Source organism: Mesorhizobium sp. 43Arga (assembly GCF_053714255.1).
On the sequence record NZ_JBSKBO010000006.1, the window covers coordinates 16,472 to 37,054 of the forward strand.

Annotated in this window: 20 protein-coding genes and 7 pseudogenes; 15 read left to right on the forward strand and 12 right to left on the reverse strand. The window is 58.8% G+C overall.

Annotated features, from left to right (window positions below; all coding sequences use genetic code 11):
• The first annotated feature begins 39 nt into the window (after positions 1-39).
• The 3 genes and pseudogenes from ACWGS8_RS20750 to ACWGS8_RS20760 all read left to right on the forward strand — a co-directional run.
• Positions 40-330: a DUF3606 domain-containing protein gene (locus tag ACWGS8_RS20750; protein ID WP_454582676.1), complete on the forward strand. Its 291-nt coding sequence runs from the start codon at positions 40-42 to the stop codon at positions 328-330.
• A gap of 55 nt (positions 331-385) precedes the next feature.
• The gene (ligD, locus tag ACWGS8_RS20755; protein WP_454582677.1) at positions 386-2,293 is read left to right on the forward strand and encodes a DNA ligase D; all 1,908 of its coding nucleotides are present in this window, start codon (positions 386-388) and stop codon (positions 2,291-2,293) included.
• Positions 2,290-2,439 (forward strand): annotated as a pseudogene (locus ACWGS8_RS20760) (endonuclease/exonuclease/phosphatase family protein); the annotation flags it as partial. The gene ligD and the pseudogene ACWGS8_RS20760, both read left to right, overlap by 4 nt.
• Positions 2,440-2,490: 51 nt before the next feature.
• Here ACWGS8_RS20760 and ACWGS8_RS20765 read toward each other — a convergent pair.
• On the reverse strand, positions 2,491-3,504 hold the full coding sequence (locus ACWGS8_RS20765; protein WP_454582678.1) for an EamA family transporter: 1,014 nt from the start codon (positions 3,502-3,504) through the stop codon (positions 2,491-2,493).
• 44 nt (positions 3,505-3,548) lie between these two features.
• Between ACWGS8_RS20765 and ACWGS8_RS20770 the strand changes: the two genes are divergently transcribed.
• On the forward strand, positions 3,549-4,208 hold the full coding sequence (locus ACWGS8_RS20770) for a CGNR zinc finger domain-containing protein (RefSeq protein WP_454582679.1): 660 nt from the start codon (positions 3,549-3,551) through the stop codon (positions 4,206-4,208).
• A 27-nt stretch (positions 4,209-4,235) separates the two neighbouring features.
• Here the strand turns inward: ACWGS8_RS20770 and ACWGS8_RS20775 are convergent, their stop codons facing one another.
• Positions 4,236-4,826, reverse strand: coding sequence for an SOS response-associated peptidase (locus tag ACWGS8_RS20775; RefSeq protein ID WP_454582680.1), 591 nt, complete (start codon positions 4,824-4,826; stop codon positions 4,236-4,238).
• Positions 4,827-4,885: 59 nt separating this feature from the next.
• On the opposite strand from ACWGS8_RS20775, the gene ACWGS8_RS20780 reads away from it, so the two are divergent.
• Both ACWGS8_RS20780 and ACWGS8_RS20785 read left to right on the forward strand, forming a co-directional pair.
• Positions 4,886-5,392 (forward strand): SOS response-associated peptidase family protein, encoded by a 507-nt coding sequence (locus tag ACWGS8_RS20780; RefSeq protein WP_454582681.1) that lies wholly within the window; start codon positions 4,886-4,888, stop codon positions 5,390-5,392.
• Between the two features lie 58 nt (positions 5,393-5,450).
• Positions 5,451-5,684: pseudogene (locus tag ACWGS8_RS20785) on the forward strand (Y-family DNA polymerase); the annotation flags it as partial.
• Between the two features lie 217 nt (positions 5,685-5,901).
• Here the strand turns inward: ACWGS8_RS20785 and ACWGS8_RS20790 are convergent.
• Positions 5,902-6,222, reverse strand: a pseudogene (locus ACWGS8_RS20790) (IS30 family transposase); the annotation flags it as partial.
• A gap of 710 nt (positions 6,223-6,932) precedes the next feature.
• Between ACWGS8_RS20790 and ACWGS8_RS20795 the strand changes: the two are divergent.
• From ACWGS8_RS20795 to ACWGS8_RS20805, 3 genes are all read left to right on the forward strand, one after another.
• The gene (locus ACWGS8_RS20795) at positions 6,933-7,112 is read left to right on the forward strand and encodes a DUF3606 domain-containing protein (protein ID WP_454582682.1); all 180 of its coding nucleotides are present in this window, start codon (positions 6,933-6,935) and stop codon (positions 7,110-7,112) included.
• 15 nt (positions 7,113-7,127) lie between these two features.
• Positions 7,128-7,904, forward strand: a complete 777-nt coding sequence (xth, locus tag ACWGS8_RS20800; RefSeq protein WP_454582683.1) for an exodeoxyribonuclease III — start codon at positions 7,128-7,130, stop codon at positions 7,902-7,904.
• A gap of 325 nt (positions 7,905-8,229) precedes the next feature.
• A complete protein-coding gene (locus ACWGS8_RS20805; protein WP_454582684.1) occupies positions 8,230-8,355 on the forward strand; it encodes a hypothetical protein in 126 nt (41 codons plus the stop codon).
• On the opposite strand, the gene ACWGS8_RS20810 is transcribed toward ACWGS8_RS20805, so the two are convergent.
• Entirely contained in the window at positions 8,352-9,224 is an 873-nt protein-coding gene (locus ACWGS8_RS20810) for a hypothetical protein (RefSeq protein ID WP_454582685.1), read from the reverse strand. The two genes, ACWGS8_RS20805 and ACWGS8_RS20810, sit on opposite strands and share 4 nt — an antisense overlap.
• Positions 9,225-9,454: 230 nt before the next feature.
• Between ACWGS8_RS20810 and ACWGS8_RS20815 the strand changes: the two genes are divergently transcribed.
• The gene (locus ACWGS8_RS20815; protein ID WP_454582686.1) at positions 9,455-9,703 is read left to right on the forward strand and encodes a hypothetical protein; all 249 of its coding nucleotides are present in this window, start codon (positions 9,455-9,457) and stop codon (positions 9,701-9,703) included.
• A 425-nt stretch (positions 9,704-10,128) separates the two neighbouring features.
• Positions 10,129-10,413, forward strand: a complete 285-nt coding sequence (locus ACWGS8_RS20820) for a hypothetical protein (protein WP_454582687.1) — start codon at positions 10,129-10,131, stop codon at positions 10,411-10,413.
• A 479-nt stretch (positions 10,414-10,892) separates the two neighbouring features.
• On the opposite strand, the gene ACWGS8_RS20825 is transcribed toward ACWGS8_RS20820, so the two are convergent.
• The gene (locus tag ACWGS8_RS20825) at positions 10,893-12,905 is read right to left on the reverse strand and encodes an acyltransferase family protein (protein ID WP_454582688.1); all 2,013 of its coding nucleotides are present in this window, start codon (positions 12,903-12,905) and stop codon (positions 10,893-10,895) included.
• A 113-nt stretch (positions 12,906-13,018) separates the two neighbouring features.
• On the opposite strand from ACWGS8_RS20825, the pseudogene ACWGS8_RS20830 reads away from it, so the two are divergent.
• Both ACWGS8_RS20830 and ACWGS8_RS20835 read left to right on the forward strand, forming a co-directional pair.
• Positions 13,019-13,675, forward strand: a pseudogene (locus tag ACWGS8_RS20830) (FMN-binding negative transcriptional regulator).
• A gap of 713 nt (positions 13,676-14,388) precedes the next feature.
• Positions 14,389-14,685 carry a helix-turn-helix transcriptional regulator gene (locus ACWGS8_RS20835; RefSeq protein ID WP_454582689.1) on the forward strand — a complete coding sequence of 99 codons (297 nt, stop codon included), beginning with the start codon at positions 14,389-14,391 and terminating at the stop codon, positions 14,683-14,685.
• On the opposite strand, the pseudogene ACWGS8_RS20840 reads toward ACWGS8_RS20835, so the two are convergent.
• Positions 14,639-15,894 (reverse strand): annotated as a pseudogene (locus ACWGS8_RS20840) (tyrosine-type recombinase/integrase). The gene ACWGS8_RS20835 and the pseudogene ACWGS8_RS20840 overlap by 47 nt on opposite strands.
• A gap of 229 nt (positions 15,895-16,123) precedes the next feature.
• Here ACWGS8_RS20840 and ACWGS8_RS20845 point away from each other — a divergent pair.
• Positions 16,124-16,258: pseudogene (locus ACWGS8_RS20845) on the forward strand (hypothetical protein); the annotation flags it as partial.
• Positions 16,259-16,312: 54 nt separating this feature from the next.
• A complete protein-coding gene (locus tag ACWGS8_RS20850; protein ID WP_454583049.1) occupies positions 16,313-16,468 on the forward strand; it encodes a hypothetical protein in 156 nt (51 codons plus the stop codon).
• A 98-nt stretch (positions 16,469-16,566) separates the two neighbouring features.
• Here ACWGS8_RS20850 and ACWGS8_RS20855 read toward each other — a convergent pair.
• The 6 genes and pseudogenes from ACWGS8_RS20855 to ACWGS8_RS20880 all read right to left on the reverse strand — a co-directional run.
• Positions 16,567-16,959, reverse strand: a pseudogene (locus tag ACWGS8_RS20855) (T4SS efffector SepA family protein); the annotation flags it as partial.
• Positions 16,960-17,511: 552 nt separating this feature from the next.
• Entirely contained in the window at positions 17,512-17,715 is a 204-nt protein-coding gene (locus tag ACWGS8_RS20860) for a hypothetical protein (protein WP_454582690.1), read from the reverse strand.
• A gap of 454 nt (positions 17,716-18,169) precedes the next feature.
• Positions 18,170-18,502 carry a hypothetical protein gene (locus tag ACWGS8_RS20865; protein ID WP_454583024.1) on the reverse strand — a complete coding sequence of 111 codons (333 nt, stop codon included), beginning with the start codon at positions 18,500-18,502 and terminating at the stop codon, positions 18,170-18,172.
• A gap of 2 nt (positions 18,503-18,504) precedes the next feature.
• Entirely contained in the window at positions 18,505-18,864 is a 360-nt protein-coding gene (locus ACWGS8_RS20870; protein ID WP_454582691.1) for a hypothetical protein, read from the reverse strand.
• Positions 18,864-20,084 carry an NRAMP family divalent metal transporter gene (locus ACWGS8_RS20875; RefSeq protein WP_454582692.1) on the reverse strand — a complete coding sequence of 407 codons (1,221 nt, stop codon included), beginning with the start codon at positions 20,082-20,084 and terminating at the stop codon, positions 18,864-18,866. Before ACWGS8_RS20875 ends, ACWGS8_RS20870 begins: the two co-directional genes overlap by 1 nt.
• Positions 20,081-20,515: a hypothetical protein gene (locus tag ACWGS8_RS20880; protein ID WP_454582693.1), complete on the reverse strand. Its 435-nt coding sequence runs from the start codon at positions 20,513-20,515 to the stop codon at positions 20,081-20,083. The genes ACWGS8_RS20875 and ACWGS8_RS20880 overlap by 4 nt, the downstream gene beginning before the upstream one ends.
• Between the last annotated feature and the right edge of the window lie 68 nt (positions 20,516-20,583).

Genomic DNA, 20,583 nt, shown 5'->3' on the forward strand with positions numbered 1-20,583 from the left:
TCAGCCAATAAGGCATCGGCCTTGTCGGCGCGGGGCTTGATGCGAAACGCCGAATTTCTTGCCCGGCTAAGGATCGCAAAACGACCCGGCGCGTTACAGGTCGAGCGTCATGACGGCGCAGCTATGGCAACAGGGGAGACGGCAATGGCAGATAACAAATCGAAGCGAGGCGCGGCCGACCGCCGGCAAGTCGCCGGCGGTGAAGGCTACGAGGTCGCTTATTTTGCCCGCAAGCACGGCCTCAGCAAAGAGCAGGCCGAGGCGCTGATAAAGCGCGTCGGCAACGATCGCGACAAGCTCAATGCCGCAGCGGAGAAAATGAAGAAATAGGCTGCGTATTCCGATTGACGCATCACACAGTTCGGTCTGAACAGGGTCAAGTAAAGTGAGCAAGTCAACGTCGCGTCGCCTCACACTGGACGGATATTCAACGTCCCGTGCGAAGCCAGCCTCGCGCGGCGCGTCAAATCTCGCGCCGCCGCCCGCGTTCCGGCCGGTCCAGCTCGCAAAACTGGTGGACACGGTTCCCGCCGGCGATCGCTGGATCCACGAAATGAAATACGACGGCTACCGCATCCTCGTCGCCGTGGGCGGCCGAGAGGCGCGCGCCTACACGCGCTCCGGCCTGGACTGGTCCGGCCGCTTCCCCTCTATCCTTTCGGAGGCACGCAAGCTCAAGGTTCGCTCCGCCCTCATTGACGGAGAGGCCGTGGTCATCGACACGGAGGGCCGATCCAGTTTCCAGGCGCTACAGAACGCATTGAAAGGTGCTCCCGCGAGCATCGATTTTTATGCGTTCGACCTGCTGGAGCTCGACGGGGAAGACCTGACGAGGCTGCCGCTCCTGGAGCGCAAGCAGAAGCTTGAGGCGATCCTGCCGGCGAAGAGCCCCGTCCTTCGCTACTCGGATCATATCCAGGGCCGGGGGGAAGAATTGCTGCACCGATTCTGCGGGGCTGGCCTCGAGGGGGTTATCTCGAAGATGGCGGATTCGGACTATGTCGGCGCCCGCGATGGAAGCTGGCTGAAGATCAAGTGCATCAAGCGTCAGGAATTCGTGCTCGTCGGCTGGACGCCTTCAGACAAGGATCGCGCGTTTCGATCGCTGATCCTTGGCGTCCATGTCGGCGGAAAGCTGCGCTATGCCGGCAAGGTCGGGACCGGTTTCGATACCGCCGAGATGGCCCGGCTGATGAAGACCATGGCGCCGCTCGAGCAGACGGCCGCCACGGTCGAAGCACCCCGCGCGGAGGTTCGCGGCGCGCACTGGCTGCGTCCGACACTTGTTGCCGAGATCGCATACACCGAGATGACCAATGAAGGGACACTGCGCCATCCGAGCTATCTTGGCCTGCGCGAGGACAAGAAGCCGGAAGCCGTTGCGCTTGAGACGGAACATCACACCGCGACGTTGCCTCCGCCGGCGACAAGTACGGTCGCGATCAGCAATCGCGGCCGCGTGATCTACCCCGAATCCAACATCACCAAGGGACAGCTTGCCGATCATTACGCCGACGTTGCGGCGATCATGCTTCCCTGGGCAGGCAGCAGGCCGATCAGCCTTGTCCGCTGCCCGCAGGGCCGGGCGAAGAAATGCTTTTTCCAGAAGCATGACGCCGGGAGCTTCGGCGACAAGGTCCATCACGTCGGGATCACCGAAAAGGATGGTCACGAGGAGCCCTACCTTTATGTCGACGATGCCGAGGGGCTTATGACCTGTGTCCAGATGGGAACGATCGAGTTCCATGGATGGGGAGCGCGCATCGAAGACGTCGAGAAGGCCGACCGCCTTGTGTTTGACCTCGACCCCGACGATGGACTGGATTTCGAGGCGGTTCGCGCCGCCGCCTTTCAGTTCCGCGATATTCTCAAATCACTCGGGTTGACGACCTTCCCAATGCTGACGGGCGGCAAGGGCGTGCATGTGATCGCGCCACTTACGCCGCGGGCCGAGTGGCCTGAGGTAAAGGCCTTCGCCTCTCGCCTCGCGCAGGCTGTCGCCCAGAGCGACCCGACCCATTTCACGGCTGTGCTGTCGAAGGCGAAGCGCAAGGGACGGATTTTCGTCGACTATCTGCGCAACCAGCGCGGTGCGACCGCCATCATGCCCTATAGCGCGAGGTCCCGGCCTGGCGCTCCAGTTGCAGCACCGATCAGCTGGTCGGAGATGAAGACGATTGATGCGCCTTCTCATTTCCATGTCGGCGATGCGCCCGAGTTGAAGAAGCGCGCCGCATCAAAGGCTCTGGCGGAATGGGGCCGGGCCGACCAAGTCCTCCCGAATCTGCAATGAGAATTGCGACCTACGACGTCAATGGCGTCAACGGCCGCCTGCCAGTGCTGCTGCGCTGGCTACAAGAGGCACATCCGGACATTGTCTGTCTTCAGGAACTGAAGGCGCCGCAGGAACGGTTTACCTCGAAGGCGATGCCGGAAGCGCTGGAGTGTGCGTTGGCATCTTCGACTGAAAGGTCAACGGCCTGCACCACCTCATGTCCAAGATTGGCGCCTCTTGCAGACAGAGGGGCGACGACGCCGATCCGTATTCTTCTGAAGCCGGTGGCCGGGTTGTTCATTGCATTGACCATGAGCGATTTCCTTCTGGGTGGAGCTTCGATTGACCAACAGCAGCGTGGCCACCGAGGCCAGGACGAGAAGACCGCCGATGATTGTGATTGCGGTGAGTTGTTCGCCGAGGAACGCCCAGCCGAGGAGCACAGCGATCACAGGGTTGACGAAGGTGTAGCTCGCGGCCACGCTCGGCGAGACCTTCTTGAGAAGCCAGATATAGGAGCCGAAGGCGACGACGGTGCCGGCGAGTGTTAGGTAGCTCCAGCCTAGAAGGGATGGCAGCGAGATGTCCGAGATCGCGGGAATAGGCTCTCCACGCCACGCGCTCAGCGCCAACAGCGCGGCACCGCCCGCGACGAGCTCCTGGCCTGAGAGAGCTACCGAAGACACCTCCTTGCCGCTTGTTTCGGCGATGATCGTGCCCAAGGCCCACGACGCCGACGCCATCAGCAGCAGCAGGATGTCGGACAGATGAAGCGCCGCGGGGCCCGCGATGCTGCGCCAGGCAACAAGCAGCACACCAACGACACCGGGAAGGAGCACCAGCATCGTCCTGGCGAAGGGCTGCTCCGATCTGCCGAGAAGGCTTCTTCCGCCGATAATCCAGAACGGGATTGTAGCTAGCAGCAGCGCCGCAAGACCCGATGGTACTCGTTGTTCCGCGTAAGCTAGAACCCCATGGCAGCCGACGAAGAACAGGATGCCGCAGACGCTTGCCCGGAGCCAGGACTTTGCGGAACCGTTGGCGTCGGACTTGGCCTTCGAATACGCTAGCAACAGCAGGCCGCCGACCATCGAGCGTGTTCCCATCAGGGCAAAAGGCGGTATCGTCTGCAGCGCCACGGCGAGCGCGAGATATGTTGAGCCCCAAACCAGGTAAATGGCGCCAAAACCGAGCAGGATCGGGAGCTTTTCTCTTGAAATTGCGGTCATCTTAATTATAACCTAATAAGAGGTTAGACAGAGGGTTAAGTCGAATGACCCGTGTTGGTTCCCTGCCATCTAAAGGTTCGGGGGCGATGCGCGCCGCAGAGAGCAAGCTTGCCAGCGAGGATCTGGCTATGCGGTTTGTAAACACAGCGGCTTGGAGGTTGCGTACGGACGTTGAGGAGAGGCTTCCCTCTCCCATTGCGCTGCTGGATTGGTTTCAGGCGAATGGGCTGCTTTCTCGCGGCCGGAAGGCCGAGTTCCAGCGTGATTGGAAAACGGACGTCGATACGGCCCGCTCCGTCTATAAAAACGCGATTGCTTTGCGCGAAGTTATCTACAATCTCCTGGTCGCGCGCATCGATGGCCAAACGCCGCGATCGAGAGACATTGAAGCCTTCAACAAATTTCTGCTGCCCAACGGAGCGAGTGCCGCCATCGCGTGGCAGGCGGGAGAATACGGCTGGCGCGCGCCGGCTTCAGCTGCTGCCGTAGCGAGCAGCTTCCTGATGCCGATCGCCATGTCTGCAGCAGAGCTTATGACCGGCGTCCGATCGAAGAAGGTACGACAGTGCCAGGATGACAGGGGATGTGGCTGGCTTTTCGTCGACGAGAGTCGCGCGCAGAACCGCAGATGGTGTTCAATGGGAGATTGCGGGAATCGCGCAAAGGCCCATCGGCACTACGAGCGAGCAAAACGCAAATTTTAGGCCGGTCGCTGCCAGGCCCGCCTCGGATCAACCGACTTGTTCGACCGAAAGCGTGCCTGCCTGCAACGGCTTGATCAATGATTTGGCGGAGATCGAAGGGTCGAGCCATGACGCCCAATCCTTGCGATCGAGGATGACGATCTGCCGGTCGTGGTACGGGGCAATGTCAAGACCGGGCTCCATGGTAAGCATCGTGAACGCTTCGCCGACATCATTGGTCTCACGCCAGATCCCGGCGATACAGAAGACCGGCTCGTCGCGCTTGGTGAAGAGCCACTTGTCCTTGCGCTTCTTGCCCTTCTCCGTCGGGTTGGTGAATTCGTAAAAGCCATCGGCCGGAATCAGGCAGCGATTCGAGGCGAACTCGCGGCCGTCCGAGCGGAAGTTGTAGACTGGCCGCTTGTTCTGTCCGGGCCAGCTCCACCGGCGCTGTACCAGATCACCCTCGCCGCTTGCGCAGGCGACCGGGCGGATAATCGGCCCGACATCCGTTATCTTGATGTCCTCGCGCGCTTCAATGTTCGGCGCGCCTTCACTGAAGCGGATCTTGATCTTGAGATCGGCGAAATCCTCGACGATCGAGGCGACGTCCACCATCAGCCGATAATCATTGCACATGTCTCACCTGTCTCTGCGGCATTGCGCGGCGATTCCGTTCCTGTTATGTTCTTTTGGCAATGAGCGCAACAGTTTTCGATTCCGACAATTCGCTCGATGAACCCCGCGTCATCATAAGACGCTACGGCGGCGATGTTGAGATGCTCAAGTTGCCATGGGGATTTCAGCCGAAGGAACCAGGCGGCCGCCCCTTTACCGTGGTGCGCGCGGAGGATCGATCATTCCCGAGCCATCGCTGCCTCGTGCCGGCGTCCGAATTCCGGCACCGCAGCCAGGGGAAGAACTACAGCTTTCGCCTAGCCAACGGCGACTGGTTTTATTTCGCCGGCATCTGGCGACCGGCGACGCGCGATTGGCCGGAAGCCTACGCAATTCTCACGATCCAGGCCAACGACGACATCGCGCCTTACCACGACCGCCAGATGGCGGTGCTGCGCCGGAAAGAGCGCTCGGCCTGGCTCGACATGACGCGCCCGGAACACGAGATCCTTCGTCCCCATCCCTGCAGAAGTTTTGTGATTTCGCGTCTCCGTCAGGGTCGCACACAGGCTGAATTCGCAATCTGAAGATTATAGGATCGTTCAGTACGAAGCTCAGACCTTGGCGCGTTGGCATTGCAGGCAAATGGCCCCTGACCGCGGCGCGGATCCGCGCAAGATCATCCATGTCGACATGGATGCGTTCTACGCGTCGGTCGAACAGCGCGACAACCCGGACTTGCGCGGCAAGCCGCTTGCCGTTGGCGGGGTCGCTGCGCGCGGCGTGGTGGCTGCCGCAAGCTACGAAGCCCGCGCCTTCGGCGTTCGCTCGGCCATGCCTTCCGTCACCGCAAAGCGGTCGACTCCCTCAAATTCCTTCCCGGCAGTGGCCGCTCCGAAGATCGTTTCGTGTGCGCGCTGGCTTCTACATCAGCGCAGTGACCCAAAGCGACGACCCCCGGATTGCCGCCGCCGCTGTGTTCAGCGTTATCCGCAACTTCGGCACCCTATGGCGTGAGTATTCCCGAATGAAGGCTGTTTTTTTGCCGATCGAATTGAAAGCTGCCTGACCGCTTTCCACCGGTGATTTCAACCGGTCATCGCAACACCTTTAGTAGCCTATCGGCCGGCGTTTCGAAGTCCAGGATTTTTCGGGGGCGCTGATTGAGCCGCAGAGCGACGGCGTTGAGTTGGGCCTGGGATACACGGGAGAGGTTGGTTGCTCTCGGGAAGTACTGCCTGAGCATACCGTTGGTATTTTCGTTGGTGCCGCGCTGCCAGGGACTGCGCGGATCGCAGAAGTAGACCTGTAGATCGGTTGCAACGGTGACGCTCCTGTGACGAGCCATCTCCTTGCCCTGGTCCCGTGTCAACGAGCGCCGCAGCTCTTCGGGCAATGTGCAGATCTGCTTGGCGAGGAGCGCACGGTGCATTGGCAAGCTCGGCGGCAGCTTGGTCGACTCGGGCGCGATAGTCGTTATCGTCCATTCGAAACAGGATGTCCCCGGTCTTCACCGCCTGATTGTCATGTATGGCGACCTCGGTGATGTAGCCGCTCACCTTGGGGCGATTGGCGTGAAGTCGCCACGCACAACGTTTGTCGGATTGCGCGGCAAACCGGTGGCAGTCGGCGGCTCGGCAGCGCGAGGCGTGCTCGAGGAGCGGTTGATCCGAGAGATCGCCGCCGTTCAGTTCCAGCAAGTCGAAGACATGACTTAAGCGGCATGCCGGCAGCAATGCTAGTCTTGAGCAGGGAGAATTTCGTTCGGCCCTGGCTGCCGGCGACGATTTCGCCGTCGATCAGCGCCGAGCCTTTGGTGAGTTTCCGCCAGCGACGGCAGGATCACTATCTCGAAGAGCCAGTTCGTTCCCACTGGAATGGCGTCAGTCAGGGTGCAGAGCTGGAAGGGCGCAACCTGGGAGGCAGAGATTTGAGGTAGATACTGAGTCCCGGCGCGATGTGCGCTGTTTGCGGAGGGCGGCCTCTCCGGCCGACCTGCCGAACTCGAATACATAGGGCGATTTAATGCTCTTCCTGGGCATTTTGTCCACACGCGCGTTGATGAATTGAACCGGAAGAGTCTGAGCGCGTTGTTGGAAACTGGAAGGCAACCCTTGGAGGAAGAAAATGGCCACTTCTCAGACGACCCGTGGACGCAGTCAGGACCGGGCAAAGATAGCCGGTGGGCAGGATCACGAGTTGAAATATGAGGCGGGCAAGACCGGTGTCAGCAAGGCCGAGGTTAAGTCGGCCGTGAAATCGGTCGGAAACAGCCGCAAGAAGGTCGAGGACAAGCTCACGAAATAGCGGGCCGCCAAAGCGATGGTCCGCATCGCCACCTTCAATGTGAACGGTGTTAATGGTCGTCTGCCGGTGCTGCTCGCGTGGCTCCAGGCCACGCACTATGACGTCGTGTGTCTTCAAGAACTCAAAACCTCCGACGAAAAGTTTCCGGCCGGGGCAATCGGCGACGCTGGGTATGGTGCAATCTGGCACGGCCAGAAATCCTACAACGGGGTCGCAATCCTGGCTCGCGGAGCCGACCCCATCGAGCGTCGACGCGGGCTTCCCGGCGACCCCGACGACAGCCATAGCCGCTATATCGAGGCCGAGATCGGCGGGCTCGTGGTCGGCTGTCTCTACCTGCCAAATGGAAATCCCGCCCCTGGTCCAAGGTTTGACTACAAGCTGGACTGGTTCGACCGCCTGATCAGCTACGGCCGGGGCCTCCTCAAAGAGGGCGTGCCGACCGTGCTGTGCGGGGACTATAATGTTGTTCCAACCCCGATTGATGCTGTGGCGCCGCGACGATGGCTTAGGGATGCAGTGTACTTTCCCGAGAGCCGGCGAGCCTATGCCGGGATGCTTGAGGACGGCTGGACCGATGCGGTCCGGCGCATTCATCCGGAAAAGGGGATCTATACTTATTGGAATCACACTTATGGCGGCGGCTACGACAAGAGTTCCGGCCTGCGAATGGACCACCTGCTCATCAGTCCCTCGTTGTCGCCCCGGCTTGGCGGTGCCGGGGTGGATGTTGAGACCCGAGGGTGGGAGAAGCCTAGCGATCATGCGCCGGCATGGATTGAGCTTGAGTAGCCCGAATTTAGGTCGAATTCGGCAGTGATTCAGAGGTCATTGCAGCTGCCTCAGCCGCTCCACCTTGTCCGAAATTTGTAGCATTCTCCGGACGGCCTTTGTTTCCGAAACCTGTTGAGCGGCGCAGCGAACTGCGGCAGGCGGGGAAAGGGATCTACCCATTGCGACGACCTGCACTCTCTCGTGCAGTCGGAAATCGGCGAGGCTGCGCTCGCCGATCGCGATCTTGGCGCCGATTGCTGGGTCACGCCCGCATGTTTTCGATCGGCCCGACTATGATCTAGCTTCCGCAGTGCCGGAACCTTCGCGATCAGCCGGTGCCGAGATGGCCGACGCGTTCGCGCGCGACTACGCCGGCACGACTGCCGTGATCTTTGGCGTAGCGTCGAGCTTCGACGACATTCTCGCCTCGGCAGGACAGATCGAGCGGGAACTCAGCACACTCCCTTAGGCGCCAGTGCGAGAACGTCGCCGCTCCCTGCTGCCGGCGGTCTTTCTTGCCACCCGCAACTCGTCGATCGTGGGTTGTCTCCAAATCCCGTCGTCAATCTTCGATCCAGAACGCGAGGGCCACGTTTTCACGAGTTCGGCGAGGGTAGCCGGACGCCATTGGCCCCAAACGCTATCGGCTGAGGTTGGAACATCGGCATAAGAGGCAAGAAGGATCTCCGGATCGACCGGCTCGCCACCGCAACCGACGAAAACGACCACGCCATACGTAGACGTCATAACTGGCCGGCCAAAGGGCGGCAGGTTCTTCGGATCGAGCGGATAGCGCCTGCGGCGCCGTTCGTTGGCACGCGCACGCGCGGCCCGTTCCTTTTCCGACCCTCGACTAACGTCTCGGCGTTTCTTGCGCTCTTCCGGTTCGTTGCGCCTGGCCGCCTCCTCGATCCGGCTCCAGTGCCGGCGCAGGGCTTCATATGACCGGTAGGGGACCGTCCACAAACGGCGATCGGCATCCCAGGAGGCAAATGGCAACTCGCGCATCTCGTCAACGACGGTGCGTGAATAGGGCGTCACCACTTCCAAATGATCATCAAGCCGCCGAAGATACTTGGAAAGGGTGGGATCAAAGGCAAAGGCGTCCCGGCCTTTGAGATCGGCATGGGTTTCCGTCTGAGAACGCTCTCGTTCGAGCCATCGATCGAAACGCCGCGCCGCAGTTTTGCCTGGGACGAACCACGCCTTCAGATCGTCGTTCCAGCGGGCGCGAGGAAAGGTCTTTCTAAACCGCTCGACCGTCATGCGGTCATATGGAAATGCCGCCGTCGCCCCGGGACGATCGTTTCCGCTCGAAGTTGCCTTGCTATCGCTCATGCCTGATCAACGTGCTGCAGTCCGCAATCGCATCGTTAGACAACGTTTGAACTAAGGCTCGGTTCTACAATACGCGAATGCTGAGTTCACTGCAGCTCAGTCACCGCTCATTTTGGAAAGCGGCCCCTCAGCTCCGATGACGGCGCCCGAAAGTCGATAAAACCGGTGCGTCATACAATGGCGTTATGGGGTGGGTTGCCCAAACAGTTCGCAGGATGCAAAGTCGCGCCATGGTCAACATCTTCGTGGGCGTCCCTGATAATGATTGGCTCGACTACCTCTCGGCTCGTCAGGTCGAGGAGGTAAATTTCTGGTCGCCGAGTGGCCGCACCCATTTCCGCGCCTTGCAACCCGGTGAGTTGTTTCTGTTTAAGCTGCATTCGCGGATCGCCCATATCTGTCGAGGTTTCAGCGGGCGTTTCGTTCCGACCTTCTTGCCCGCGTTCCATGCGCAGCGATCACGAGCGGCAGGTTCGTAGTGAGAATGTCCCATTTTGTTTCTCCTTCAGCCATGATTGGCCAGGAGGAACGCCTTGTGCTGGCTCGGCAAGAGTGGGGCCGACTGCGGAATGGCGGCTTCTGACCTCCGAAAAACGATAGCGGACGTTCACCTGTTGAGCCCGCCACCCAAAGCGGACCATCTCTGGGCCGATGAGGTGGGAACTCTTTCCTATCTAAAGGCACTGCGCGCCGAAGTGATCGATCCAAAAATCGCGCAATTCAAGGGTCGGCTGGTCGGCATGCGCCTACCCGATCGAACTGCACGCCACTCGCGAGCTCCTCGACCCCGACGGAGCGATCGTCGCGAATGGTGATAAGCGTAATCGAATTCTCGCCTGCCTCGTTGATGTCCCTCCCTTGAGGAATTCCCTGGCATGACGAGCGTGCTCGCACCAGAATACACTTGGCGAAAGTGAATGTGGCCAAGCCTCCAATACTCAAAGCCGTGGCCGGCGACGTAGGCGAATATGCAGTGGCGGCCTATGCATTGTCGACGTCAACAGCGCTGGCTCACTTCGGCTATCGGCCGGCTTGTGAATCACCGGAAGGGGCCGGAAGCAGACCGGCAGCTTCCAAGTTCGGTTATTCAGAGGCCGCCATCAAGCCTGCGTGCATCGACCTGATCAAAAATGGACACTCATCGCCAGCCTTTGTCAAATTCGTCGAGACCTTTCGAGCAAGGGCCTAAAACAATCCATCAGTGTCCCGCTTCGAGGCGCAACGGCGACCTCGCCGTCGACACTAGCAATGTCTATTTTCCGGTTATGGCAAGCCAGACTTCAATGGCCGACATGAGGCGCAAAGGTCGTTCGATCTCGACAAACTACTAGAGGCGCGGCCGGACTGGCCGAGGTCGCGCGGTGCATGGGCATTGACGGCGCGTTGCAGCCCGCAGCTATGGTCCAGTAGCGGAATGGCAACTTCCGGGATAGACCGTCACAATAGCACCACTTCGCAGGCTCGGGCACCGCAGGCCTGTCCCGTCAGCTGCCTTTGCGGAATCGCAAACAAAGTGAGGCCAGCCTATCTTGCTTGGTGGTCAACTCTCGATCGATCACACCGGGACAATGAAACGTCGTGACGACGACGGCTTGAACTGGAGGGTGCCCCATGTGGTCTATTCGCCGGCTGAGCGGTGCGCCAGCCTTTGGTGGGCAGGCATACGTTCTATCGGTGCTCACCAGCACTGTCTTGAGTCCACACGAGCCGGCTCTCGTCTCCTGTTAGGACGCCTTTGATGTCAATTGCGTCCTGGATCCTTGTAACCATTTCTTCAGCACTGAAGCGCCTCAGCTGATCTGGCGAAAGCCCCCTGGCTGCAGGGAGGCCAAAGTGGCTTGTGACTTTCTGGATCTGTTCGTCATTCATGCCGGACCCGACATTGGTCAAATGCAGAGCAGAAACCTGCGATCCTTTCCAAGGCAATTCGACCCAGCGGTTTTTCGTCTTTATGTATTTGCTGCCAACGCGCCGGCCCATCCAGAACAACCAGATATCATCGCCTTGGGGACAGAGGTCGGTGAACTTGTCCTCATCCACTGTTTCTGGCGAGAGCGATTTGGGGCCATAGAGCACTCCACCGACACCGGTCGGGAAAAGCATTCCCACTGTTTCGGTGACATCAAATGACCATTTGCTGTAAGGCTCAATTCGCCCCGCATCATCGAATGCAACCGAGTGGCCTCGATGACAAACGACGGTTTTTTCACCCGCTCGTGCGACAAGCTGTTCCAGCCACCGCCGCGAGTAATAGACATCATCGTCTGCCGTCACGATGTACGCTGCTGGAAAGGCGAGCAGCGTCGGAATGATCTTCTTGTAGGAGCGAATGTCCTTACAAAAACGGACCTCGAGCCCTTGGAGTTTAAGATCTGTAACGGAGGCAGGCAGCTGCGCCCCATCCTCAGCGGTGACCCATAGAATAACTCGGTCAGGTGCAACCGTCTGTGACAGGAGACAGCGCAGAGTCAAATGCAGGGTCGGGAACCGCTTAGGATAAGACGTTAAGGATACGATCAGGTCCCCAGGCAACCCATGCGGCCGGCCCTTTCGTCTAAGCGGCCATCTAAGGGCAATCAAGGCTTGCGCAGCATATGGCTTCGCGAAGTGGATGACTTCGTGTTGATATTTCGCGACACGCCAACCCACTCCGCTGCGGAGCCTAGCAATTGCACGACCAGGCGCACCGCCGCCTGTTCCCAGGAACCACGGCGACAGCCATGCAGATCGCTTCAATAGAAGGTAGATCGCAAATGGTCCGGAGACCGCAACCGCCATGATCACAGCCTCGTTAGAGACCCCGACATCACGAAGGGAAAATTGGAAGAATTGATGCAAAAACATGATCACCAATGATGCCTCCCCCAGCCTCGCCATCGGCACGGCTACTCTTTCGACCGCGGCTGCTTTTCTTACTAAAATTAGAAGAGCCAGTGACAGCGCCAGCGCGATCAGAAGTCCGAGCACGGGCGGACCGAAAATCGAATATTTCATGTTGAACTGGATTTCGGCACCGCTAACAGCTGCGCCGACAGCGAGGGCGCACACCACCGCAACGAAACTCCACAGAATTCCCTGACGAAGTTGGTACGTCCTAAGCAGGTGCCCAAACCAGTAGCAGCACAGCGCAATTGGCACTGCGGCGACCGCCCAAGGCGAACGGTTCATTGGCCACTCGAGCTGGATCACATAGCCTAGAAGCACGAAGAGCGCGACAAACCCCAGCATTCGAGGGCTACCAGGGCTTTTAGCCCAATTCGCAATCTCGTTGTAAATGAGCTGGGTGAAAAAGAGGCAGGTAACAAACCAGAATACGCCAAAATCACGCCAAAGGCGCATACCACCCAGGACGTCGTCGATGGCCATTTCACGCAGCTCCCAACGAGCTGGAAAATCGCCGAGCAGCGTCCGCCTCGATATAACCGCCAGCGTCAAAACCAACAAAAACGCCACGTAGGGCACGGCTAGGCTGGCGACTTTCTTCCAGAACAGCTGGCCACGGTCCGCAGGCTTATAAACGTAGCCGGAGATGACGAAGAAAAGCGGCATATGAAATAGCAGTATCGCGTTGGCGAAAGGGGGATCCCAGGGATCAGTGCCCGCGCCAGCGATGTGCGCAGCAACCACAAGTAGAATGCCGACACCTTTGGTTGTATCAAGCCAAACCTCGCGAGTCGCCATTGTCGCTCCAGTCGCCCTACAAGGATGAACTAAACAAGGACAGACTAAACTAGACGCTTCGCACCTGCAACACGCTATTGTGCATCGCACCATGGCGCCTTTTTGCGGCAGAAATGAATTTGGATTTTCCTGACCAGCTTACGCCCGATCGGGGTGCTCACTTCGGCGCCAAAAAGCGCGTCATTGTCGCGTTTCTAAATTGCTTTGGCATTCTCGTCACCAGCAGTAGCGGCAAGCTCGACGCCAACCACATTCCTTTCGAGCTTGACCGCTCGAAAGGTGGTCTCGGCATCTTGAACTGCCATGTCGCGCGAAAAAACCCGGTGTGGGAGGAACTGCGTGACGGCGACGAGGTGATGGTAATCTTCCGCGCAGACGAGGCCTAGGTCTCGCCGAACTGGTATCCGAGCAAGCACGAGTTTCACAAGCAGGTGCCGACCTGGAACTACATGGTTGTTCACGCGCATGGACGAGTGACGATCCATGACGACGAACGGTACGTCCGAAGAAACGTCGCCAAGCTCACCCACCGACATGAATCCATCCAGCCGGTCCCGTGGAAGATGGGCGACGCTCCGAAGGATTGCATCGACACCATGGTCAAGGCCATCGTCGCGATGCAGATCGAGATCACCAGCCTGGTCGGGAAGTCCAAGCTCAGCCAGAACAAGGACGTCCGCGACATACGCGGCGCTGGGGACGCCCTTATCGCCGCTGGCGAGCATGTCGTCGGCGAGGCAATGCTCAAGGCAGCTGCGGAGAAGGCCTAGCCCTCGCTTACAGCAGCGCTTGCGTGCCGAGGTGACTGCCAATAGCGGATGGGAACTAGTCCCGGCCTCGCGGCGGCTTCCCTGACCGAAACTGGATGGCAAGCCCTACGGCACCCAACAGAAAGCCGAATCCGATCAAAGCAGGTGCTCCGTCGATATCATTGTAGACCGAGACGCGCAGGGCGAACAACGTTGGTTGGGCCTTCGTTGGTGAAACCATTACGACAAGAGCGACTACCGGCGTCGCTGGGCCTTGGTCCAGTTAAGCTCGCGACCTATCAGATGGTTTTTGCAACTTTCCTCCAGTGTCCCGGCGCCGCGAAGGGGGCCAGAAGCGATTCACTGCTGGCGCTAGTCTTCGGACTTGGCCTGGCAGGGACCGGGATCGCTTTCGTCATCTACTATCAGCTCATCCGGATGCTGGGAGCATTGAGAGCTGCGGCGGTCTATTACACTGTCAAAACAATTGTCGCGCCTATCGCCTGGACGGGCGGCATCTTCTGTGCAAACCGGGATTGAAACGACAATCTCGGAATTCGCCGTTGGCACGGCCCCACCGAATGTAAGCGGACCACGAACCGGTTAGTCCAGTTGACGGCGAATGCCCGGATTACTAGGCTGGTCAGTGTGGAAACGATGTCGATTTGCAGGGTGTGCCCGCAAGTGGCTCCACGACGACCAGTTTCAGCGTCCACGACAGAGGTACCGGGAGCATGAGCCGCGCAGAGCCACTGCCAATCAGACGAACCATTCGCAGGCAGCGGCTGCGAGAAATCGTGCCGCTGGCGGACAGTACGATCTACGAAATGGAACAGCGCGGCGAATTCCCGCGCCGCTTCGCTCTGACACCACGATGCGTGGTTTGGGATCTGGACGAGGTTGAGGCATGGCTCGCGGCGCGACGGTCGAAGCCAATCGTGCGTGCTCCGAGCCCAGACATTTCGCAACGCCGAACTCGCCCCGTCAAAGCGCCGGATCCGGCTCTAAAAGGGGCATCGAAGGCGAAATAAGCGCCGGAGCGTATTTCCTGCCATCGACCCACGCGTCAATGATGTCCGACCATTCCTGCATCATGTGGCGCCGCTGCACCTCGTACTCAGCCTTGTTATAGACGCCACGCGACGAACGGCCATCTTCGTGGGCCAAGCACTTTTCGATCCAATCGCTGTTGAAGCCAAGTTCGTTGAGCAGCGTCGACCCTGTTCGTCGCAGGTCGTGGACAGTGAATGGCGCCAGTGGCAGGCCCTCAACGTTGGCGCGTTCAACGACCGCATAGGTTACTCGGTTAAAGGTCGCGCGCGACATCGGAGCGTCTGAGTCGTATCGCGACGGCAGCAGGTATCTCGAATTGCCCGCGCAGGTTTTCAGAGCGATCATAATGTCGAGCACCTGGCGGGACAGATAGACGTTATGCGCCTTCGAGCGTTTCATTCGCTCCTTCGGAATCGTCCAGACTGCGTTTTCGAAATCAACCTCGTCCCAGACAGCGTCTTGCAGTTCACTCTTTCGCACCATGGTCAGCAGATACAGCCGCATTCCAAGGCGGATCGTGGGAAGCGTCGCGATGTGCTGGAGCTGCTTCAGCATCACTCGAATTTCTGAAGGGGTGAGTGAGCGATCCCGTGGAACGAAGTTGGCGATGGAGGCAGGCCCTACGTCGTCAGCGGGATTGGCGACTTTCTCGCCATGAAGAACTGCGAAGCTGTAAATCTGCTTCAGGATATCGCGAACGTGGATCGCCGTCGCAGGAGCACCGCGATCGACGATCTTCGCGCAAAGTGCCCGAAGATCGTCAGGTGTGATTTCAGGCAGCAGCCGGTTTCTCCAGACCGGGAGCAGTTCTCGTTCGAAGATTGAGCGGCGCATTGCCCGAGTGCTGTCGGCCATAGGACCGGCAGTCAACCACTTCGCGCCGAATTCGCCGAAACTTTTCGCCTCCTTGATGCGCCGCTTCTCCCGCTGCTTCTCGATCGCAGGGGAGCGCCCATCCCTGATGGCACGCCTGGCGTCCAGGCATTTTTCTCGGGCGAGTGCGAGCGAGATTCCGTCTCGTCCATATCTGCCTAGTTGAACGGTTTCCCGGCGCCCGTTCAGTCTGTAGTCGAGCAGAAACGAGATCGCGCCACTCGGCATGACTTTGACATACATACCGTCACGGTCTGTAACCTTGTAGATTTTCCCTTTGGTTTCAGTGCTTTAAGAGCGGCGTCCGTCAACATTCCTGCTGCCTCATCGAAAGTACCGTCAGCGCAATTCTGAGGCTTTACGACAGGAAATCTCTTTAATTTTCAATGTCTTAAAGAGAAAAAGTACCGTCACAAGCTCAGTTGGTCGTGACGGTACTTTGAAAAATCGGTCGTAGCAACATGGGCAAGGACCGTCAGACAGACCGTTAGGGCCAAAACCTACCTGCCGATAGTTGCCGAATGTCCCAAAGAGGATTTATTTTTGATTACAATTGGTTGTGTCGTATTCCGGCCTGTTTTCAGCGGCGTTTGTGTAGGCCTGAATCACTCCCTCCCCATCCTCGATGCCGCTCACATTCGATCCTATGCGGACGGTGGAGAGCACGAAGGCCCGAATGGCCTTCTACTGCGAACTGACATCCACAAGCTCTTTGACCTGGGGTACGTGACCGTGGACAAGGACCTGCGCTTTGTAGTGAGCGGCCGGCTCAAGGCCGACTTTGACAACGGCAGGCACTACTACGACCTGCATGGCACGACGCTGCTGTTACCGATCCTGGCCTTCAGTCTTGCCTTCTTCCAGCTCGCTGGAGTGGCATCGCCATAACAAGTTCCTCGGGTAGATGAGCGTCTATGGATCGCATGTATCATCGTCCCCCCGCTTGGCATCAACTGCAGGCATGCGGCACGGCTACACCTGTTAGGAGACCTTAGTAGGCCGGTGCCGCCTGGATGCTGGGCCTTTGGATTCTGGCGCCACCAAAATTCAACCGGGACAGGGATGCCCCACTTTTTGGCAAAGCGGTCGACCTCTTTCCATGCGTCAGAGGCGGACTGGCCCTGCACCGAAATGCCTAGGTTAGGGTGGTACTTGAACCCCTCGTCCTCGAACTTGGCGGCCTTGGCCGGGATCCCCAGTTCACGAACAAGCTTGTCACCCTCGAGGCCCGTTGCCTTTAGTTGCGCAATCATCGTGATCAGGATTGACGACCATCTCGGGCTTGGGATCGCCTTTCCGTTGATGGTGGCCGACAATGGTTTCGTGAAAGCCAGACCAGGCGGGACGTCGAACTGTATTACCCCGTCGTTCGAGACCACGACTTGTGTTCGCAAGTTCGGCGAAGAGACTGACATCTTGGGCGATCGCACCGCCGACCAATGGCCACAGGACGCCTTTGGGTCAGGTCGACGCCTGGCTCCGAGCGCTCGGGTTGCGGGGTTGAGATGATGGCGGGTGCCCGAGAGGCTGACAAGATCGCGGTTTCAGACCCTTATCCGATCTCATTGCCGGCGCCAACGAGAACCTGGGCGTCGAATTGAAAACCTGGATGGATACGGAGGAGGGCGAGCAGGAGCCAAGCTCGCCCGCCATATCGCTGCGCTTGCCAATCATGGCGGGGGTGGAGTAGCCAGATATGTGAGCCTGCCATTCAATCCGAAATGCACAAGGGGCACACTTTGGATTGAGCTGAGGTCAGGTTCGGCAATGGGTCACAAGCAATCGCCAAGGAAACACAGCCTTGTGCAGTTACGTGTCAGCCCTGAGCTTTCCCACGAAAATGCCGTACAGCGACGAACTCATTTTGGTGCCGCTTGAATCGTGGCCTGCGAACCTTGGCTTCGCAAGCCGACGCGAGTATTGCGGAGCATTTAACTACTGCCTGGCTCTACAGTCGGACCAGAACGCGGCGTTCGGGTTTCTTCGGCTATGACCAGAAGCGCCTCCAAGATGACGGCGATACCGGACATCAGTGAGGAAATATCAGTGTTCCCGCCGGGCAACGCGAGTTCGTCCGCCCTGCTTTGCATACTCGCGCTCAGTTCCTTGAGCTTCAGGCGCAGGTCGTCGTCCATACTCGCTCTCCGGTTAATAGGCCCGCAGAGGAACGCGCCTGTAGACTACCAGTTCCGCCTTGTCACCTATTCAAACCCGCGTATTTCCAACGGTGACACGTGAGGCGGAAAAAGGTCAACCCGGTGGGCAGAAAATGCCCATACGCATAGCCCGTAAGCCGTCGCGAAGGAAATCAGAAGGGCGGTCGCGATAGGTAGGCGGTGCATGGCTGGGCTTGCCCTCTTTGTTGCAGACCCGCCCACAACCCTGTGCAACCTGGTAGGTTCTCCACAAAGTGTTTACCTTGGTAGGGATGGTTAATGAACTGTTTCGACAGCGGTGGCACTACCCCTGTCACTTTCCTGGATGTGTACATCGGGTTCGTCGCCAGACGCGCGGCGCTCTTCGTAGCTTGGCTCGCGGCCACGACGGGAGCGAGTTTGAGTCGTTGCGGATCGCGACTGACTCCAGACTTCAGCGTTTGACTGACGCGCTTGATTGAAACGCTGCAAGCTCCTGCTCTGAGCAGCTAACGGTCGGCCGTGTCGGGTCGGAAATGTTGAGTTTGTCCCACGGAATTCGATAAATGCCTTTGCGGTGTCGCATCCGAACGAGGTCGAGGATCGCGGTGCCGATTGACGAGGCGGACAGACGCTCGAACGCCGCGAAAATACCGACATGGTATTCGGTGACGACCAATTCGTCGCCATGTTCCTCGGCGACGATCTCTTCCAGATGACCGATGCAATGACCCTCCCTTGAAAGCACGCGCCGGCCAGCCAGTTGGTCGAGATTTACGGTCTGCATCGTCAAGCTCCCGGAATCCTGCCTATGATGTGTTCGCGAAGCCAGACCTGCCAATCAAAGATGGCAGTCTTGCGCACATCAATATCAAACTCGATGTCCAGGCCAATGTCGCGAGCCTTGCTCCATGCGATCCGATGAGGCTTGGCGTGTCGTTCGCCGCCCAGCTTGGCGGCCAGAATGGCCATCCAGCGTCCGGGAAGCGGTCCCAACCGGCGCGCCAGCGCAATCGAGCCGATCTCGACGGCGATGACCCTTGGGGGCTTACCTTGTCTCAGCCGGGCTACTATCCCGTCCACCTTGCCGATCTTGACCTGATTTCGATCGACGATCTGCTTGTCCAGAACATCGCGTACAAGGTACATCAACTGCCTCCCAATATCTGAAGCGGGATGGTGACGACCGCGAGGATGAAGCCAAGCGCAATAACAAACAGCACTGCCGCGTTGGAGATAACGCCGTTGCGATGCTGGCCCATGTAAGATCCGTCATTGAGCAAGAAGAGAAATGGCACGACCGTCAGCGGCAAACTGGCGGCCGTAAGGGCCATTGAAAAGATGGTAAGCTTGAGCGGATCAAGGCCGAGTGCGATCGGAATGGCGGCCGCGAAGATCGTCACGGTATAGACCATGGTGAAGCCTGGATCGTCCCGAGGTTTGCGGTCCTCACCCCAATTCCACCCAAACCCCTGCGCGACGAGGTATGCCTGCTGAAGGGCGATTTCGACCGTAGCGCCGAAGCAGGCGATGCCTAGCGAGGCCACGAACAGCACGAAGCCCCAGAAACCGAACACCGGAGTCAGCATCAATGGCAATTGATGGTAATCGTCCACCTGGGTGATGCCGTTCGCTGCAAGCACCAACGCAGCGACGATAAGCACGCCAATGGAGATGGTCCCGCCGAAACTCATGCCGAGTCCGGCAATGGCGCGATTGGTGCCGAGATAGGTCTTGTCCCACTTATCCTCGATCGCTCCCGCGGAATAGAACATAAAGAGATATGGTGAAATGGAAGCACCCAGAATGCTTACCGCCATGAACCAGTAAGTGGCCGTGTCGTGATGTGGCAAGGAGGGAACCGAACCGATGGCGATCCGCGTCCAGTCAGGCCTGAGGATAACCGCCGCTGCGACGAAGCAGAGGGTTACCAGCCCCAACAGCGAAACGCCTTTCTCAATCAGGCCGAAAGTGCCTTTCCACAGCAAGAGCCACGTGATGAAGGCCACCGGCAGCGCCCACAATTGGAAGCCTATCCCGGTGGCGAGTTCGGCAGCAATGGAGGCCCCGCCGATCTCAGCAGACAGCACGAGGAAATTGACCAGAAACGTGGTGACCAAAGGCCAAAGGAACGCATTGAAGCCGAAGCGCTCGCGAATGCCGTCGGCTATCGTGTGCTTGCTGACGGCTGCGAAACGGCCGGCCATCTCCACAAGGAAAATGATGCAGATAGTGCCGAGGAGAATCGCCCAGACCAGCTGAAATTGGAACAATGCACCGGCCTGAGCTGCTGTTGCCAACGATCCAACCTCAAGGAAGCCGCCAACGCTGGTGACGACGCCGAGAGAGATTTCCAGCAATTTTTTCACGGATGTGTCGCTTGATCTGCCGGATTTGCCACAACCAACTTGGCAATGGCATTCCGTAAATCCTGGCGTGCTTGCTCCGCTTCCCCTTGGTTCCCGCTCTTGATGGCATCTTCGGCCCGCCCAGAGGTGGCCACGAGCTGCCGGGCCGATTGCTTGGATGAGTCCGAAACGTCCGCCCTTTGTTGTTGGCTATCGAAATCAGCTAACGTCTGCGCCAAGGAGTGCAACGTGGCTTCCGCGTAGTGGGAAGGCACGGCGCCGGCAGTCCAACTGTCGATCACCATGATCACTGAATTTGCCGCCGACTTCGCGGTCCGCGCCTGCTGTCCTCCAGCGTCGGATGAAGAGCAGGCAGCTAGACCGGCGAGCATCACTACCCCCAGCAGAAAGCACAGGGTGGTGTTGGCGAACGAAGCTGCGATGCGTGCCATTGGACGCGTAAAGCATTACCCTTGAAAAGGTTCCGCAAAGCGGTTGGCTCCTATTCGGGAACGGCTAG

Coding starts and splice junctions, on each gene's coding strand:
- ACWGS8_RS20765 (WP_454582678.1), bottom strand. CDS start 3,504: ATGACCGCAATTTCAAGAGAAAAGCTCCCGATCCTGCTCGGTTTTGGC.
- xth (WP_454582683.1), top strand. CDS start 7,128: ATGGTCCGCATCGCCACCTTCAATGTGAACGGTGTTAATGGTCGTCTG.
- ACWGS8_RS20775 (WP_454582680.1), bottom strand. CDS start 4,826: ATGTGCAATGATTATCGGCTGATGGTGGACGTCGCCTCGATCGTCGAG.
- ACWGS8_RS20860 (WP_454582690.1), bottom strand. CDS start 17,715: ATGGACGACGACCTGCGCCTGAAGCTCAAGGAACTGAGCGCGAGTATG.
- ACWGS8_RS20780 (WP_454582681.1), top strand. CDS start 4,886: ATGAGCGCAACAGTTTTCGATTCCGACAATTCGCTCGATGAACCCCGC.
- ACWGS8_RS20805 (WP_454582684.1), top strand. CDS start 8,230: ATGGCCGACGCGTTCGCGCGCGACTACGCCGGCACGACTGCCGTGATC.
- ACWGS8_RS20870 (WP_454582691.1), bottom strand. CDS start 18,864: ATGTACCTTGTACGCGATGTTCTGGACAAGCAGATCGTCGATCGAAAT.
- ACWGS8_RS20880 (WP_454582693.1), bottom strand. CDS start 20,515: ATGGCACGCATCGCAGCTTCGTTCGCCAACACCACCCTGTGCTTTCTG.
- ACWGS8_RS20825 (WP_454582688.1), bottom strand. CDS start 12,905: ATGGCGACTCGCGAGGTTTGGCTTGATACAACCAAAGGTGTCGGCATT.
- ACWGS8_RS20810 (WP_454582685.1), bottom strand. CDS start 9,224: ATGAGCGATAGCAAGGCAACTTCGAGCGGAAACGATCGTCCCGGGGCG.
- ACWGS8_RS20835 (WP_454582689.1), top strand. CDS start 14,389: ATGAGCCGCGCAGAGCCACTGCCAATCAGACGAACCATTCGCAGGCAG.
- ACWGS8_RS20750 (WP_454582676.1), top strand. CDS start 40: ATGCGAAACGCCGAATTTCTTGCCCGGCTAAGGATCGCAAAACGACCC.
- ACWGS8_RS20865 (WP_454583024.1), bottom strand. CDS start 18,502: ATGCAGACCGTAAATCTCGACCAACTGGCTGGCCGGCGCGTGCTTTCA.
- ACWGS8_RS20795 (WP_454582682.1), top strand. CDS start 6,933: ATGGCCACTTCTCAGACGACCCGTGGACGCAGTCAGGACCGGGCAAAG.
- ACWGS8_RS20770 (WP_454582679.1), top strand. CDS start 3,549: ATGACCCGTGTTGGTTCCCTGCCATCTAAAGGTTCGGGGGCGATGCGC.
- ACWGS8_RS20815 (WP_454582686.1), top strand. CDS start 9,455: ATGGTCAACATCTTCGTGGGCGTCCCTGATAATGATTGGCTCGACTAC.